The sequence below is a fragment of the Pelosinus sp. UFO1 genome (genome assembly GCF_000725345.1).
GTDB lineage: Bacteria > Bacillota > Negativicutes > DSM-13327 > DSM-13327 > Pelosinus.
In genome coordinates this window covers 1,562,096-1,578,650 of sequence record NZ_CP008852.1, presented here as the reverse complement: position 1 = coordinate 1,578,650, position 16,555 = coordinate 1,562,096, and the positions used below count along the sequence as shown (strand labels likewise).

At 39.1% G+C, this 16,555-nt stretch carries 13 protein-coding genes; 1 reads left to right on the top strand and 12 read right to left on the bottom strand.

What is annotated here, in order from left to right:
- Positions 1 to 221: 221 nt before the first annotated feature.
- The 8 genes from UFO1_RS07100 to UFO1_RS07065 form a co-directional block, all read right to left on the bottom strand.
- Complete coding sequence (locus UFO1_RS07100) at positions 222 to 1,775, bottom strand: sigma 54-interacting transcriptional regulator (protein ID WP_038669648.1); 1,554 nt, start codon at positions 1,773 to 1,775, stop codon at positions 222 to 224.
- A 291-nt stretch (positions 1,776 to 2,066) separates the two neighbouring features.
- Positions 2,067 to 3,413: an MFS transporter gene (locus UFO1_RS07095; RefSeq protein ID WP_084159786.1), complete on the bottom strand. Its 1,347-nt coding sequence runs from the start codon at positions 3,411 to 3,413 to the stop codon at positions 2,067 to 2,069.
- A gap of 212 nt (positions 3,414 to 3,625) precedes the next feature.
- Positions 3,626 to 4,444 (bottom strand): Cof-type HAD-IIB family hydrolase, encoded by an 819-nt coding sequence (locus tag UFO1_RS07090; RefSeq protein WP_038669646.1) that lies wholly within the window; start codon positions 4,442 to 4,444, stop codon positions 3,626 to 3,628.
- Positions 4,445 to 4,461: 17 nt separating this feature from the next.
- On the bottom strand, positions 4,462 to 5,268 hold the full coding sequence (locus UFO1_RS07085; protein ID WP_038669644.1) for a response regulator: 807 nt from the start codon (positions 5,266 to 5,268) through the stop codon (positions 4,462 to 4,464).
- A gap of 15 nt (positions 5,269 to 5,283) precedes the next feature.
- On the bottom strand, positions 5,284 to 6,984 hold the full coding sequence (locus UFO1_RS07080) for a sensor histidine kinase (protein ID WP_038669642.1): 1,701 nt from the start codon (positions 6,982 to 6,984) through the stop codon (positions 5,284 to 5,286).
- A gap of 51 nt (positions 6,985 to 7,035) precedes the next feature.
- A complete protein-coding gene (locus tag UFO1_RS07075; protein WP_038669640.1) occupies positions 7,036 to 8,691 on the bottom strand; it encodes an iron ABC transporter permease in 1,656 nt (551 codons plus the stop codon).
- Complete coding sequence (locus UFO1_RS07070) at positions 8,684 to 9,799, bottom strand: ABC transporter ATP-binding protein (protein ID WP_038669639.1); 1,116 nt, start codon at positions 9,797 to 9,799, stop codon at positions 8,684 to 8,686. Before UFO1_RS07070 ends, UFO1_RS07075 begins: the two co-directional genes overlap by 8 nt.
- A gap of 90 nt (positions 9,800 to 9,889) precedes the next feature.
- Entirely contained in the window at positions 9,890 to 10,930 is a 1,041-nt protein-coding gene (locus tag UFO1_RS07065; RefSeq protein WP_038669637.1) for an ABC transporter substrate-binding protein, read from the bottom strand.
- A 370-nt stretch (positions 10,931 to 11,300) separates the two neighbouring features.
- On the opposite strand from UFO1_RS07065, the gene UFO1_RS07060 reads away from it, so the two are divergent.
- Complete coding sequence (locus tag UFO1_RS07060; RefSeq protein ID WP_236639351.1) at positions 11,301 to 11,717, top strand: hypothetical protein; 417 nt, start codon at positions 11,301 to 11,303, stop codon at positions 11,715 to 11,717.
- 28 nt (positions 11,718 to 11,745) lie between these two features.
- Here UFO1_RS07060 and UFO1_RS07055 read toward each other — a convergent pair whose 3' ends face one another.
- Genes UFO1_RS07055 through UFO1_RS07040 form a run of 4 tightly spaced genes read right to left on the bottom strand, consistent with a single transcriptional unit; the run spans position 11,746 to position 16,031 of the window.
- Positions 11,746 to 12,951: an ABC transporter permease gene (locus UFO1_RS07055; RefSeq protein WP_038669635.1), complete on the bottom strand. Its 1,206-nt coding sequence runs from the start codon at positions 12,949 to 12,951 to the stop codon at positions 11,746 to 11,748.
- Positions 12,926 to 13,624 (bottom strand): ABC transporter ATP-binding protein, encoded by a 699-nt coding sequence (locus UFO1_RS07050; RefSeq protein ID WP_236639350.1) that lies wholly within the window; start codon positions 13,622 to 13,624, stop codon positions 12,926 to 12,928. The genes UFO1_RS07055 and UFO1_RS07050 overlap by 26 nt, the downstream gene beginning before the upstream one ends.
- 17 nt (positions 13,625 to 13,641) lie before the next feature.
- Complete coding sequence (locus UFO1_RS07045; RefSeq protein ID WP_038669630.1) at positions 13,642 to 14,184, bottom strand: hypothetical protein; 543 nt, start codon at positions 14,182 to 14,184, stop codon at positions 13,642 to 13,644.
- Between the two features lie 32 nt (positions 14,185 to 14,216).
- Positions 14,217 to 16,031, bottom strand: coding sequence for an alkaline phosphatase (locus UFO1_RS07040; RefSeq protein ID WP_038669628.1), 1,815 nt, complete (start codon positions 16,029 to 16,031; stop codon positions 14,217 to 14,219).
- Positions 16,032 to 16,555 lie beyond the last annotated feature (524 nt).

The window sequence follows — 16,555 nt, the reverse complement described above, 5'->3', positions numbered from 1 at the left end:
TATAGTTTTAGTGACCTGTTACTATCTAGATCACCTTTTAGGCGCTAGCTAACTTTCGCCCCTTACCTTGTATTAAATGCAAAAAATGTGCCAATTCGCAAAATCGTAATTTTGCTTGAATTAGCACACCTTTTTTCCCTCTTATGTATATAGCTGTAACTTTTTATTGCAAAAAAGTTTCCAGCAGCATTAAAAGTTTCCAAAAAATATGGTTTTATTTTTCATTCTGGTAACAATCCATATTTACGCATTTTTTTCAATACTGCCGTATGAGACAAATCTAAAACTGTACCTACTCGCCTGGAAGAATGATAATGCTCCAACGTTTCTTTCAAAATAAGTCGTTCCGTCTCAGCCAAACGTTCTTTCATCGTCTGATAGTTTTCACACTGTGCAGTTGAAGAGTTTTTTACGCTCATTGGCGTACGCCGCCCTAAAAAGATATGCTCAGCTCGAACCTGAGGACCATCTACCAAATTCACAGCTCGTTCGATAACATTTTCTAGCTCACGTACGTTACCAGGCCAATCGTACCTTTGTAAACATTGCATGGCTCCAGTAGTAAAGGCATTAACCGGACGACGCATTTTATCCGCAAATCGTCCCAAAAAGTACTCCGCAAGGATAGTAATATCCTCTGGTCGTTCTCGCAGTGGCGGCAAGAGAAGGGGAATGACATTTAAACGATAATATAAATCTTCCCGAAATGTTCCTCGCGCCACCATCTCTTCTAAGTTGCGGTTGGTAGCAGTAATAACCCGTACGTCTACCACCAGTTCTCGTGAGCTACCTAACCGTCTAACTCGCCGCTCCTGAAGAACTCGCAGAAGTTTAACCTGTAAGTGCACCGACATTTCTCCTATCTCGTCAAGAAAAAGCGTGCCTCCATTGGACAGTTCGAACAGCCCTGGCTTTCCTCCTTTGACTGCTCCCGTAAAAGCTCCTTCCTCATACCCAAAGAGTTCGCTTTCCATCAACGTCTCCGGAATAGCTGCACAGTTAATAGGTAAGAAAGTACCACGGGCTCGCATAGATCCATTATGCAGTGCCCTAGCGAAAAGTTCCTTGCCTGTCCCCGTCTCTCCACGAATTAACACGGTAGAGTCACTTAACGCGTATCTGCGAGATTGAGCTATCAATTCTTGCATTACCGAACTAGTACACGCAATATCTCCAAAATCTACAGGGAGAGAAGCAGTCATCTTTTGCACTAAATTCCTTACATCTCTAATGTCTCGCAGCACTGTTACAACCCCAATAACCTCATTGCTATTCCCTTGCAGAGGAATGGTACTAATTACGCAATAGCTGCCAATGCATTCAACAAATATTTCCCGATCCCGATAAGAGCACCCAGTTGCTAATGTCTCCGACACTAGCAAATTCCATGAGAGATTGTCCCCTAAGGTTTGTCCTAGCATCCGCTCCATTGGCATGTTCAAAATTCGGACTGCTGCGGTATTACATTGGATAATAACACCGTCACAATTGACAACCAAAATTCCATCGTTGACTGAGGTCAATACTGCATCAAGCTGCTCAGCCCGTTCCTTTGAGGGCATAAATCTAGTTTTCTCCACTCTATGTACCCCCGCTACGTCACATAATGCCTGAATTAATTCCCCTTCCTTGTTTTGTGACACAGCTTGACACTCTAGAAATATAGCTTCCTGCTCTACTTCGATGGTAACAATATTAATATTACGTTGCTCTAGAATCATACTAATGTCGCGAACTAACCCCACACGATCAATACAAGGCATACGTAAACGCAAATTTACCACTCCTTCTTTACAGATCAAAAACGATTTGATTAGAACTCTATACAACCGGATATATTTCTACCGAATTTTTACAATCCTTTTCTAGGTTTGAATTAGTACGCATTCCATTTTGAGATAAAGCAAATCTGTTATTATACTTAATTTACCATATATATATAAACTCCTGCAAAGCTGAATGCCTTGCAGGAGTTCGGATTCTGTATTTGATTGAATAGTGATTTTTCAGAATTGGCTTTTCTAGCCCCCTAGAAAGATTGTTCTCTTGAGTCACCCGTCTTTTAATTACTCAATTAATTCTTTACCTTTGGTTTCTGGAATCAGGAAGTATACATTAATCGCTGCGGCTATATATATAAAGGCTAATAAGGCTAAAGCACCAGAAAGTGTATACTGGGCGGCCAACATTCCAATGGCCACCGGAGCAAATCCTCCTACCGCTCTTCCCGTGTTGAAGATAAAGTTCTCTGCTGTGGAACGGGCCTCAGTAGGATAATTTTCGGAAAGCAATGCTCCATATCCTGCCATCATTCCATTACAAAAGAATCCTAGAATAGCTCCACCGAACAGTAGATGAATAGGATCAGACAAACCAGAGTAGATCCAGATGCAAATAGCCGACATAAGTTGAAAGGTTATATATGCTGGTCGTCTACCAACTTTATCTGCAAAGTAGCCAAACACAGCAATACCAACCATCATTCCTAAAACAGTTGCCGCCATCCATGCACTGGTTTTATTTAAGTTCAATCCATGTTTGTTCATAAGAATTGTCGGCAACCAAATCATAATACCGTAATAGCCGATATTTTGGACACTAGTCATCACGGTAAGGCCTAATGTTGTAATCGTGATTTTCCGATTGGCAAACAAATGTAACAATGGAAATTTTGCTGCTTGGTTATATATTGCTTTTTCCTCTTCAGTTAAGGGTTCATTCCTACTCAACTTTTCACGAAGCATATTCTTCATCTGATTTTTCTTTACCCACATCTGGGGTTCTTCAAGGCCCCATCTCGCCCATGCCGCGAATACGGCTGGTAAGGCACCTACTAAAAATACTGCCCTCCACCCATAGGCAGGCAAAACGTAAGCACTAACGGCAGCAGCGGCTAAAACTCCTAATTGCCAGCCGATAGCTACACCCCCTGACGCTCTTGCCCGTTTTTCTTTTGGCCAAGTTTCAGCGACCAACGTCATTCCTATACCAAATTCTCCTCCTAAGCCGAGACCCGCTAAGAAGCGATATATATTTAATTCCGTAAAACTGTTTGCAAAGGCTGTTAAGCCAGTAAACACAGAAAAAATAATGATAGTAAGAGAAAATACTTTAACCCTTCCTTGGTAGTCTGCTAAAATCCCAAATATGTATCCCCCTATAACTGCTCCCATCAAAGTAATGGTGGCTACAAGCCCGCCTTCTGCCAAACTTAACCCAAAGGTACTCATGACGGCAGTCATCACAAAAGATAAGATTAGCATATCAAGCCCGTCCATGGAATACCCCATTACGGAAGCAATCAGTACCTTCCAGCGATAATGTACTGTAGATACTGCATCACTTTGGCACATCCCATTGGAAGTAGAAAAAGGGTCTAGTTCTCTGTCAATTACTCTCGTATTTGCGTTCATTCTACACTCTCCTCGAAACTTTTTTTAACATCAAAAAAGCTTCCTATCCATTATCTGGAAGGAAGCTTACTTAGCCGTAATATGGCTGCAAATAGTTACAATGCAGCATAGTATGGACCATTCCCTTGCCAGCCTCACAGGACTGTCTTAAAGGACATTATTTATTTAGCTAAGTATTACATAAAGTTTTTATTTTGTCAAACATCTCATTTCTACAACAGTGTTGGTACGATACGATATATGATGTCATGCATTAAATCATCATCATTACTTACTGCAATAACATCTGCAACCTTTTTTACATCCTCTTGTGCATTAGCTGGCGCAACTCCGCAATGCGCAAGCCGTAACATTTCAATATCATTTTGGAAATCACCTGCTGCAATCACTTTCTTAAGGCGGAACTCTTCCATATTCAGCAATTCACCCAGCATATTTCCTTTAGAAACATGCTTGCCTACAATTTCTAAATAGGTAACTGCAGAAAAAAAGTTATTTGTTTTATTCTCTAGATGAAATACTGTTAATAAATTTCGGCTGGCAAGTAAATTTTCGTGGCTGTCACAAAGAATAACTTTAATCCAAGTTTTTTCTAATATATCACTAATCTCGGCATAAACGAACTCTTGTTTTTCTCGTTCCATATGCTCATCAATATTGTTAGGATCAGTAATTACATAAAGTTGCTCTTCGGTAAAAACTTCAATACACATTTGTGGAAATAATACCATTAAGCGTCTCAGATAATCAGCTAAATCAATGCTTTGCATATGCTTTATTTTAAGAAAGCATTGCTCCTGCCAGGAAAACAGTGCGCCGCCATTATAAAGAATACACGGTGCATTAATATCAAGCCCAGTTATATAAGACACAACATTTTTTTGTGTACGTCCAGTAGCTACCGCAAAATGTCCGCCTTGCGCTACAAAATGAGCAATAGCCTCCATATTTTTAGGTGAAACTTTATGTTCACTGTTTGCAAGTGTCCCATCTAAATCTGTAATAAGGATAAAGTCCTGATATGGTTTCACAAATCAAGCTCCTTTCATTATTTATGTATAATACAACCAATATGTTTAACAAATTCCGTAGGAGATGTTTTTGTATATTTCTTAAATACTACGCAAAAATGCTTATAATCACTAAAACCGATCAAATCAGAAACTTCATACACTCGATAAGTCCCCTTTTTTAATAAACCAATTGCCTTCTGAATGCGGTAGCGTGTCAATAGTTCTAAAAAAGTCTGTCCCGTTGCTTCCTTAAACTTACGACTTAGATAGCTTGCGCTCACATCAAACTCCTCAGCAATCGATTCAATACTAATTTTTTCATTATACTGATCCCGAATTTTGTATAAAGTTTGCGCAACATAGCTATTTTTCAGGGTATCTTTGTTCAGATATACATCCCAATCTACAAGCTTACCAATGTCTCTCTTTTTGGTAAGGGCAACAATATTCGAGTATGCTTTATTTTCTTCCAGACTGCCCCTTATTCTATTAATTGTATTTCTAAGTTCGTCTTCATCTACAGGTTTAAGTAAATAATCTGCTACCTGCAGATGCAATGCCTTACGTGCATAGTCGAAATTAGAGTAGCTTGTTAAAATGATACTTCTAAATGGTTTAATCTCTAGACTTTGTGCTGCTTCAAGCATTTCAATACCATTCATTTCTGGCATAATAATATCTGCAATAACTAGATCTGTTTCATATCGATTTAGCATCGCAAGTCCTTCTTTGCCATTCTCCGCTGCCCCCACCACCGTACAATTCATACTCAGCCAGTCAATGGTGTAAACGAGTCCTCTGCGTATAATTTCTTCATCTTCAACAATCAAGACTTTGAGCATATCGGTTTACTCCTTTTACTGTTTCTTATGAATTGGCAAAATAATTTTTACGGTAGTCCCTTCATGACGCGTACTCATAATTTCCAATCCATAAGACTCACCATACATCAACTGAATCCGTCGATTGACATTATAAAGTCCTGTATGTTGTGAGCAATTTGACGTAGATGATAGCATTTCGCGAATTTCATAAAGAGATTGCTCATCAATTTCCGTACCATTGTTAGCAATAATAATTGCAAGCTGATTCAGGGTAATGCTAATTTTAATTTCTACAAGCATATGCTGGCAGGCACGAAAGCCATATTTTACAGCATTTTCAATAATGGGTTGAATAATTAGCTTAGGAACAATACAATTATTAATTTCTTCTGGTATATCAAGAATATAATTTAGACGCTGACCAAATCGATATTTCTGAATATCGAGATAATTTTGCGTATATTCCATATCCTCTTTGATTGTAACTTCACTGCTATTATTATTGATGCTGTAGCGCAGCAAATTAGATAAGGATACAATCATTTTATTGGCTGCAACAGGATCCAATTTAATCATGAATTTCACGTTTTCTAAGGTATTAAATAAAAAGTGAGGATTAAATTGGGACTCAAGCTGTTTAATCTCGGAAATAACCGTTGCCCTGGCCTTTTCATGGTTCGTTTGCATGAGCTCTTTTAAGCTGGAAAGCATCATATTATAAGCTTCACCAATAATTTGAAACTCGTTATTCGTATTAATAGTTAGACGCATATCAAGATTACCATCTTTCACAGCTGAAAATGCCTCGACAAGTTGATCGATCATTTTTGTCTTTTCCTCGGCTTGCTTTTTTACACTGATTACGATAGACAGCGATAATATGAATAATACGCCAATAAGAATAATCAATGCATTAGTCAATTGATTGATGATACCACCAACAGAAGTCAATGAAAATACTGTTAACTCACCATTTAGAATTTCTCTTCTGCTAATATAATACTTCCTATCTGCTAGTGAAAAATAACCATCCGCATTTTTAAACTCTATTTTCATTTTATTCATTGCAGTATAAAAAAACTCATCTGTACAAATTGGCATATAATCATAACCGTCTTTTACAATAATATGGACGTAGGGGTTTGCCACCGCGCTTACTAGTTGTGCTGCCGGCACAACAAAGAGAACATAACCAGTGATTTTACCTTTTTCGAGTATTGCTTTGCCAATAACGAGATCCATTTGCGGACCGAAGCTAGTAATAGAACGAACAAAAGTAAAAATTGGAACTGACGGCCTTCTTTGGATTTGCCCTATAATCCCCCAATTTGCACTTCTTGCAAGCTCGGCAAATTCCGGATCCTGTTTTTGATTCGATATTAACCGATTCATCCCCTCATCAAAAAGATAAAAGTCGGTATGTACACCTATGTTATTAGTAGATTGATAAAATTTCTCATACATTTTTACCCTTGCACTTTTATTATCACGCAATTCATTGATATCGCATAATGCTGCAATGTCGTTGGCTTTTTCCATATAACCGGAAATAAGCGTACTCATCATTTCGCAAGCAGCATTGAGCCTACTTTGATTGCGTTCAAGTACGTTGATATTCCAATAAGCAAAGCCAAGTACAAAAATAAAAATAGAAATAATAAAAGTCGGGATAAGTGCATACAGGGTAAAAGTTCTCCGTAGCTCATCCTTTAAATGGTTAACCTTTACACTCATATTCTCACCCCGATTTTGCTAACTACTGTAATGACAGTGTTTGTTACTCCATTATAAACTAATATCCTTACTGCCGGAAACCTTAAAAAATAAAAGCAATGCAAAAACGGTCGTCAACGTCAATATTGTAGAGAGTGCCGCCGCAGTACCATAGCTTGCACGAATTACTTCTGTATAAATGGCAACTGACATTGTTTTTGTTCCACCGGTGTACAAAATTACCGATGAACTCAATTCATTAATACAAGTAATCCAGCTCAGAATCGCTCCCGATAATACACCCGGTATCATCATTACCGCCGTTATTTTAAAGAAAGTCCGCAACGGTGACGCACCAAGACTAATCGATGCCTCTTCAACACTGGGGCTGATTTGATACAAAATTGCTGAGCTTGAACGCAAGGTATATGGTAAACGCCGAATTACTAAAGAAACAATAATAATCATTGCTGTACCAGATAAGATCAACGGATCTTCATTAAACGCCAGGAGCAAGGTTATCCCAAGCACTGACCCAGGAATAATATAGGGAAACATGGTCAGTGTATCAATAATATCTGTAAGCCAGCTTTTTCTCCGTGTCGTAATATAAGCTACAAGCATGCCTAGTATGACAATGATCAAAATTGCAATAAAGGAATAAACATAAGTATTGGTAATTGCTAAAGTCAAGTTCTTAAAAACGGTAACATAACTATTCAAAGAAAAACCTGGCACAAAAATTTGCCCGTTTGTTTTTAAAAAGGACGTATACATGACAGTAAATTGTGGAATCATCGATACAAACACTAATAAATAAATACCTATATGCATAACAATATTTTTTAATCCTGGCAATTGTTTCGCCTGCATAGGTCTAAGAGAGCTCATTGTAAAAGATTTTCGATTGACAACGTATTTTTGTAATAAGAAAATTATTGAAGTAAGAATAACCATTAATGTTGCCATGGCTGCAGCAAAATTGGCCTGTCCGCCTACTTCATTAATAAACTCAGAATAAATCATAACAGGCATAACATTAAATCCCTCACCAATAAGCATTGGTGTACCAAAATCGGCTAATGCGTTCATGAAAACCATCAATGCACCAGCAAGCATTGTGGGTAACAACAGTGGCATAATCACGGTTGCTATTTTTTTTATGCCACTGCATCCTAGGCTTTCTGCCGCTTCGATTAGGGATGCATCAATCTTTTTTAGCGCACCTGAAACATACAAATAAATAAAAGGGTAAAGTTTTAATGTAAGTACCAAGAGTATACCACTAAACCCATAAATAGATGGCCATTCCATTTGAAATAATTCGGAGAAAAACTGAGTAAGTATTCCGCTTCGCCCACCTAATAGCACCCAAGAATAAGCACCTATAAAGGGTGGTGACAACATGGAAATAATCACAAATACTTCAACTAGCCCCTTGCCTTTCACCTTGAACGCCGTCATAAAATAGGCAAGTGTCATTCCAATTATAATTGAAAGTATGGTAACACAAGTAGTAACCCACATACTGTTGATCAATGACTGATAGTAATATTTTTTTCTGAAAAATTTAGCGAAATTCTCCATTGTAAAAGACCCTGTAGCTGGATCTTGAAAACTACTAATAAACAAAGAGAATAAAGGATAAATTAAAAATAGTGCAAATACAACAACAGATAAAATCGTTACTGATGTCCAAAAATCCCATCTAAGCAGTTTTTTATTCATACTGCTTCACATCCTCAATTAAATTCATAGTTTGATCTGCTGTAAAAACATTAATTTTTGCTTTATTCGGGCGAAGAGTAACGCTATCACCAACCTCAAAGATCCTTTCCGCATGCCCTAAATCTTGCGAAAATTCAATTGATGGTTGATTGGGAAGTAGCATTTCAGGAGGAAACGTAAGCGTATAATTTACGTATTTTCCAAGAAATACTCGAGAACTAATATTACATTGTATGCCATCTTCCTGTACAGAAAATTCTTCTGGCCTAACAGAAATAATAACATCTTGCCCAGCTTCTACCGAACCTAGGTTATCCATTTGTATTTGATAACCGTCTCCAAATACAACAAATGTTTTAATTGCATCCACTTTTATTTTGCCTATAAATAAATTAGAATGACCGATAAATGTAGATACAAATACATTATAAGGCCTTGTATAAATTGATTGGGGTTTCCCAATTTGCTGGATTACACCGGTTTGCATAACTGCGATTCTATCTGAAATAGCTAATGCTTCCTCCTGATCATGGGTTACATAAACAGTGGTAATTCCCACTTGGTTTTGCACATCTCGAATTGCACTCCGCATTTCCACTCGAAGCTTTGCATCTAAATTGGAAAGGGGCTCATCCATTAAGAGTACACTTGGATGAATCACTATTGCTCTTGCTAATGCAACACGCTGTTGTTGCCCTCCAGAAAGTCGTTCAGGTAAGCGGTCTTGATATTCTTCTATTTTTACTACCTTTAAAATATCATCAACTTTCTTTTTCATTTTTTCCTTTTCTAATCCGCGTAACTTCAAACCATATTCTACATTTTCTCGTACAGTTAAATGAGGAAATATTGCATAACTTTGAAATACCATTCCGATATTACGCTTGTGTGTTGGAATATCGTTGATCAGCAAATCATCAAACTTAATTTTTCCTCCTTCAATACTATTAAAACCTGCAATCATTCTCAGTAAAGTCGTCTTACCACAACCCGATGGACCCAGTAAAGTGAAGAACTCACCATTTTTAATATGTGCTGATAAATCGGGGATAATCGTTATTTGGTCATATCTTTTGATTACATGGTCGATGTGAATTGCGACACTCATATGTAAACCTCCGTTCAAACTTCTAACAATCTTGTATAATTACAGCCCACAACAAATAAATTGCGTGGGCTGTATTAAATAATGAAACGATCAGTTAACGCTGGTAAATATGTCTTTGAATTTATCCAGCCATTGTCTTTGATTTGCTACAACAACTTTTTCATCATCATTTATAATATTGATTTTAGCTTTTTCAATTAAGCCTTTTGGAGGTTCAACATCAGTACGGACCGAACGTCTATGTAACTGTTGTACGATAATGGTCTGCGCATCTTTACTTGTAATAAAATCAATAAATTTCTTTGCATTTTCCATGTTTTTAGCATTTTTTATGATGTAAACACCATCTGGTTTAGAAATAACGCCTTCTTTCATATAAACCAGCTTTACTGGAGCACCATCGGCAACATATTGTGCGCCGCCTTCTTCAAAGGTACAACCCACAGCATATTCACCATCAGCCACTCCTTTATAAACAGCCGAAGAGCCACTAAGTAATTTACCATTTAGATTTGCACAAAGTGCTTTTACATAATCCCAGCCTTTTTCAGGGTCACCTTTCCCCATCGCATAGAGCATATTAATTAAATGTTCATAAGATGAAGATGATTTCGCTGGATCACAAAATGCAATTTTCCCTTTCAATTTCGGATTTAGTAAGTCCTCATAACCTTCAACCTTTATATCGCCAATTAAATTTGTATTGACCATAATCACACTTGGAATATCCGTAAACCGAGTTAAAGTACCTTCTGTATTCTTAAATGCCTGTTGTACCTTATCTTCATTAGCGGAAGTATATTTCTCAAATAAATTTGCTTTCGGTTTCATTGTACCAAGGGATCCACCCCAGAAAATATCACCTAACGGATTTGCTTTTTCCGATTCTACCCGTTTTAATAATTCACCACTACCAGCCGCCACAACTTCTACTTTTATGCCGCTTTGTTTTTCAAACTCACTTACTAATGGATTGATAAACGTTAATGGATGGGGACAATAAACAACAAGTTTATCTGTTTTTTCTGCCGCAGGTTTTTCCGTAGTTGCTTTCGAATTGCCACCGCCGCAACCAACAAGAAGTAGACAGGAAAGAAGTAAAATGAATACCAAAGACATAAGTTTTCTCATTAGATTACCTCCATTCAAGCTTTATTTACTCAAATTATATCTAAACCCTTTCTATTGAACAATCCCAAAAACATCTATAACTATCGTAAAAAATGAACTTTGTGATTAATTTATCACAATTTTCTGATTATAAAATACATCATTTTTTCAGCAAAAACGAAAGAACAGTTAGATCAGTGGAAAAGAATCGATTACTGAAAATAAGCATAATGTAACCTGTACCAAACAAAATCCATTCTAGTTAAACTTAGAGCTAAAAAAGACAGTCAGTACTTCAGCGAAGTCCTGATTGTCTTTTTTAAGGTGATCATTTCCAGGTATTCGTTTTCTTTTATAAGCCGTACTATTTATTGTAGAGGGTTCGTAATGGTTGAGCCAAGACTGGTGCCGGATCTTAATATGGTTCGGTATTGGTCGGCCAAAGATTATTGTCGGGTCGAGAGGTTCGGCAGTAGTCGGCGGGCAGATCGTTATATGTCTTGTAAGGCTGTACGGCAGCCCAACTGTTGTCGTGTGGTCAAAAGGGATGTATAACGGTCGAGCTAAGACTGTCATGGGTACTGAAGATATAGGGGTCGGCCGTTGTCGAGAGATTGCGACCGGTTCGGTAGGTATCTGTGGCAGTCGAGCAAAGGTCAGTATCGGTTGTGTAATGCTTGTGGGTAGTCGAAAGATTGCGTATAGGTATGTAATGATCGGTATTGGCTGTAGCGTAGATCATTACGGGCTCTTTTCAAAGCTAATGGAGTTATCCGTTAGCTTTTTAGTTTTGTATAAAATAGTCTAATATTAAACCAACTGCGTTCCAGTACATATCATAAAAATTTAGCAACTTCTGTACGGTATGTAAGCACTGCCGGAATTAGTCCCGCCAGCATACCAAACAGAGTACCGCCAATTATAATACATACTTCATCAAGGGTAAAAGCGGATGTTAGCACAATAGCTGTTTTACTTTCCATAGCTCTTACCAGTAATGAATAGATTCCATGGCCAGTTAAGATACCAATGGTGACGCCCAGGATCGTAAGGAAGGCGCTCTCCGCCACGATAATAGTAAAAATATCGCGAGCACTAGCTCCTAATGCACGTAAAATGGCCCGGTCGCGAACTCGGCTTAAAGCCGACCAATACACAGACAGCGCCATAATCACTAATCCCATCACAATGATGATATATGCCACAGTCTTAATCATGTGCTCACCTTGCCCTAATATAGCAAACAACTGAACAATAACTTGGGAGGGGAATACAATCTGCGCCCTTTGATTCCCTTGAAACTGCTGATACAGGCGCATAGCTTCGCCATATCCTTTGGGCTTTACCAGAATGGCAGTAACATCATGCTCATGGCTTTCTTCAGTCACTTCTATCTCAGCCTCATGCTCATGTTTTTCATGGGCTGACCAGATACTTTCAATAGGAACTAAAATAGCTTGGTCATAAGGACCATTCACCGCCTGTAGTATACCCACAACATGATAGGAATTGTCATGTACATGACCTCCTGGTATAAAACCATGGGCCGACTTAAATTCATCACCCAGCTTTAGCCCTAATTTTTGAGCAGCTTTAGCTCCTACAACAGCCTCAAAGGACTGGGTAAACGGACGTCCTTCCTTCAGTTGTAGCCATTCTTCCTGACCGACTTTAGGTTGGTGCTCAAATATTCCATTCCCACTACCAACTATGGCATATCCCTTGTAATTATCACCAAAGGCTAATGGAATTGCTGAAGCTACCAGTGGGTTAGCTGCTAGTTCCTCATATATCTCATGACTCACGTTACCGATCGGTGCGTCTTGTAGAAAAACGGTATTTAAAACCAGTTGATTTGGACTGCCTTTGGCCCCGACGATTAGGTCAAAAGGCTCTGTAGCTCTAACCAAGCCGTTATGAGTACCAGCGGATAACAAGGTCACCAATGCCAGCATGGCGATGGTAGCGGCTACAATAAGTACAGTCAAACCGCTTTGAACCGGCTTCGCCAGCAAATTACGCCAAGCTATCACAAGTCGCACTTCCCATCAGCTCCTTTTCTGGTTTCCTTAAGACACAAATTTGTTCAAACTGACTTATGATTTGTCTATCGTGAGTAGATACGAGTAAAATACTATTTGAATCTTTCGCGAACTGTCGCAGCATAGTAAGTACCAGTAAAGCATTCTCTTGATCCAAACTGGCAGTTGGCTCATCAGCCAGAATAAGCCTGGGTTTATTAATTACTGCTCTAGCGACAGCCACCCGCTGTTGCTCACCCATACTAAGTTGGTGTGGAAATTTACCCAACTTATCGGATAAATTCACCTGCGCCAATAGCTGACTGGCCCATTGCCGCTGCTCTTTTTGGGGAATGGTATTTGCAAAACTCATAGCGACTAACAAATTATCCAAAATGTTCAAACTGGCAAGAAGATTTAGTCGCTGAAAAACGTAGCCAATAGCCTTAGCTCGCCAAATATCACGCCAAGTTTCCGCCATGTCTGAAATCGTAATATCGTCAAATTTTATCCACCCAGTGGTCGGAGTTAATAGTCCTGAGATGAGATGTAATAGAGTGGTTTTTCCGGAACCGCTTGGACCAACTAATGCCACCTGCTCACCATCCTTGATGATAAGGCTATCAACAGCAACAGCCGTTACTGTCTGTAAAACATCACGGTACTCCTTCCTGACTTGGTTTACTTCTAACATCCTATCATCTCCACTAATTAATTAGCCTCTTCGACACTATCGGCAACGATACGCACCAAACTGATAAAACCAGTTTCTTCATCCATCTGATACCCCACTTCTAAATCGCCTGTCACAGTAATTGGTCGATCAAAAGGTAATGCAGTGACTGGCTTTGAAAGTTTTATCAACACAATATCATTCGGCCAGTCTGCATCCGTTGAACAGAAAGGACAAATGGACATAGGCACTTTGGTTAAAACAAAAAAACTTAGCGTTGGCTTAAGGGGCGGTGCCATAAAACCGCTTATTTGCACCTTTTTTCCTTTCAGACTTTCCAGTTTTGCTGATAGTTCCAGGCCTAGCGCCGAAGCACCACTATAAAATTCATTAAATTCAAGGTGTGTAGCCTGTTCACCCAGCCATGGTAGCCACGCCGGAGCCGCCTGTGCACGGGTGAAGAACAGGGACGATCCATCGTAAGGAATCGTCCCGTCTTGCCCCGTCCAGCTTAACGGCAACCAGGCGAGCATCATAGCAAGAAAAATTGCTCTGCTTATGCTTCTGGTTAATCTCACCATATCTTGCCTCCGGGTTATATATTGATTTGCGGTTACTTTTCGTTTTTACGACCGTCTAGACCCAATGCCCGCACAATACCGTGGAACACTTCCGTATTATCCATAACACCTTTAAAGTAATCGGCACCAGGACCTTCAGCGGTTAGGGGTACATCATCAGCAGAATGGACTTCAGATGGATCAGAGGTAGGAGTATTACCTACTTTTAAATCCCCACCCTGGGGAGCTCGTTTTGGATTTGCAATCGCCTTGCCGTCAGCCATAATAGCCGGCGAGGTAGGTACTTCCTGGAATTTATAGTTTTCATAATAATCCGGATGATTAGCAAATTGAACTGCTAATGTTACACTTGGATTGGGATCGTCAGGAAAACCATCGCCATCAGCATCGACAAAAGTGGGCCATCCAGCATCAGCATAAGTGCGAACACCTTCCCGACCAGTTTTACCGTCGAGTTCATGATAAGTGCCAGTAATGCTGGCCCCATGGGCGTGGTCAGCTACGACAATAACCAGGGTATCATCGTTCTTTTTAGCAAATTCTTTTGCAATGCCTACCGCTTTATCCATTTCAATAGTATCATACGTAGCCCGCTGCCAGTCCATAGTATGAAGCTGTTTGTCAATGCAGGCACCTTCTACCATAAGGAAAAAACCGTTCTTATTTTTACTTAATACGTCAATGGCCGTTTTAGTCATATCCATAAGGGTAGGCTGATCAGTAAATTTGCCGAGAACAGCTGGATTTTTTGTTACCTCTCGGTCAATATATACGTCCATGTTATCAAGCTGGAAAAGACCAAGCAGTTTATCTGGTGTACCAGATTGTTTTAGTTCGGTCTTGGTAGTTGCAATAGGATACCCCAGTTTTTTAAACTCTTCTACCAGATTGCGATCATCAGTGCGTTTGGATCCGGGCACACTCTTAGGCAAAAAGTGCCGCGATCCGCCGCCTAAAATCACATCAGGGCGATGCAGAGGATTAAGCATTTCTTGCGCAATAAAATTTTGTTCGCTTCGTTTACGGGTATGTGCTAACATAGCTGCCGGAGTTGCGTCAGTTATATTGGCTGTAGAGACAATACCAGTCGCCATACCACGTGTGCGTTTTGCTAACTCAATAATATTTTCTACTTTTGGATCATCAAAGGGGTCTTTGGTACTGTCGGCATACACGCCCATAGCATTTACGGCACCTTTTTGACCAGTAGCATAGGCTGAAGCACTGTTGGCTGAGTCGGTTACCAGCGAGTCATTACCAGAAGTAGTTATTAAAGCTAGATTTGACATCTTATCCATTTCAAGAAGATCGTTATATTTACCTTCAGTAATACCTTTGGAAAGAATGCGAGCCATTTGTCTTGCCTGCAGGCTCATTCCATCTCCGATAATGAGGATAACATTTTTTGCAGGTTTTTTTATCTTCTCACCGGAAACTTCATAGTTTATCGTACGTTTCTCTATACCTTTTTCACTTTTTACAGTTACCGCCACAGCTACTTTACCAGCTTGTGGAAAAGCAACTTCATTAATCCGGTATGTACTCATTTTATCAAACTTTATAACTGCTTGTTTACCAAAGAAAACTTCGGCTGCTAAACCATTTACCATAACTTCGATGGCACTAGCGGGAGTGTCGTTTTTAACTTCAATTTCGAAATCGAACTTTTGACCAACAAGAAACTTCGCCCGATCAATAGGCATCATGCTGATGTTTGACACTTCTGGCCCGCTGTAAGCAGCATATGATATTGTCATACTAGACATCAGGGATGCTACTACAACTAGCGCCACCAACAAGCGAGAAAACCGTGACAGGTACAAAACAGATATTTTAGGATTATACAAAAATTACACCTCCAAAATATTTTGTTCTAGACAGGCTGATCCCCTTGCATTCATTATTACACTAAATTTGGTATTAAATGTTAATGGGTTGTTAACGTTATGTTAAAATATTTCTTTTCAATCGCATACTTACAGTCTGACTAGGTTTTTCCTCAAATGAATTAAGTTGGTAGCTAGGAGCAATTTTTATAAATAAAAAACTCGCTAATTATCCCTCTAAGGTAGATAATTAGCGAGTTTACTGATGTCAAAGACTAAATATGGCTTTCCGGTTATGCCGCCATACAAATACTTTCATCCTGCGCATCCAATACAAAACCAAACAATCGACTCATTAACAGAGTCATAATTCGAATATACATCCAGGAAAAAATTAGTGGTTTAAGGTATACAGTTGATGATCGTTTCATTGTTTATCTTTGCAATATGAAATCAAAAAGACAGCAGATCGTCCCCCTCCCGTTTCACTAAATAGTTTGTTCTCTGTAAAGGCGGACTAGTCATTGACTATGTAACAGTGGCAA

Excerpts from the sequence above, each read along its gene's own strand:
- UFO1_RS07095 (WP_084159786.1), bottom strand. The coding sequence starts at position 3,413 with ATGAACGCAAATACGAGAGTAATTGACAGAGAACTAGACCCTTTTTCT.
- UFO1_RS07085 (WP_038669644.1), bottom strand. The coding sequence starts at position 5,268 with ATGCTCAAAGTCTTGATTGTTGAAGATGAAGAAATTATACGCAGAGGA.
- UFO1_RS07080 (WP_038669642.1), bottom strand. The coding sequence starts at position 6,984 with ATGAGTGTAAAGGTTAACCATTTAAAGGATGAGCTACGGAGAACTTTT.
- UFO1_RS07075 (WP_038669640.1), bottom strand. The coding sequence starts at position 8,691 with ATGAATAAAAAACTGCTTAGATGGGATTTTTGGACATCAGTAACGATT.
- UFO1_RS07070 (WP_038669639.1), bottom strand. The coding sequence starts at position 9,799 with ATGAGTGTCGCAATTCACATCGACCATGTAATCAAAAGATATGACCAA.
- UFO1_RS07065 (WP_038669637.1), bottom strand. The coding sequence starts at position 10,930 with ATGAGAAAACTTATGTCTTTGGTATTCATTTTACTTCTTTCCTGTCTA.
- UFO1_RS07050 (WP_236639350.1), bottom strand. The coding sequence starts at position 13,624 with ATGTTAGAAGTAAACCAAGTCAGGAAGGAGTACCGTGATGTTTTACAG.
- UFO1_RS07045 (WP_038669630.1), bottom strand. The coding sequence starts at position 14,184 with ATGGTGAGATTAACCAGAAGCATAAGCAGAGCAATTTTTCTTGCTATG.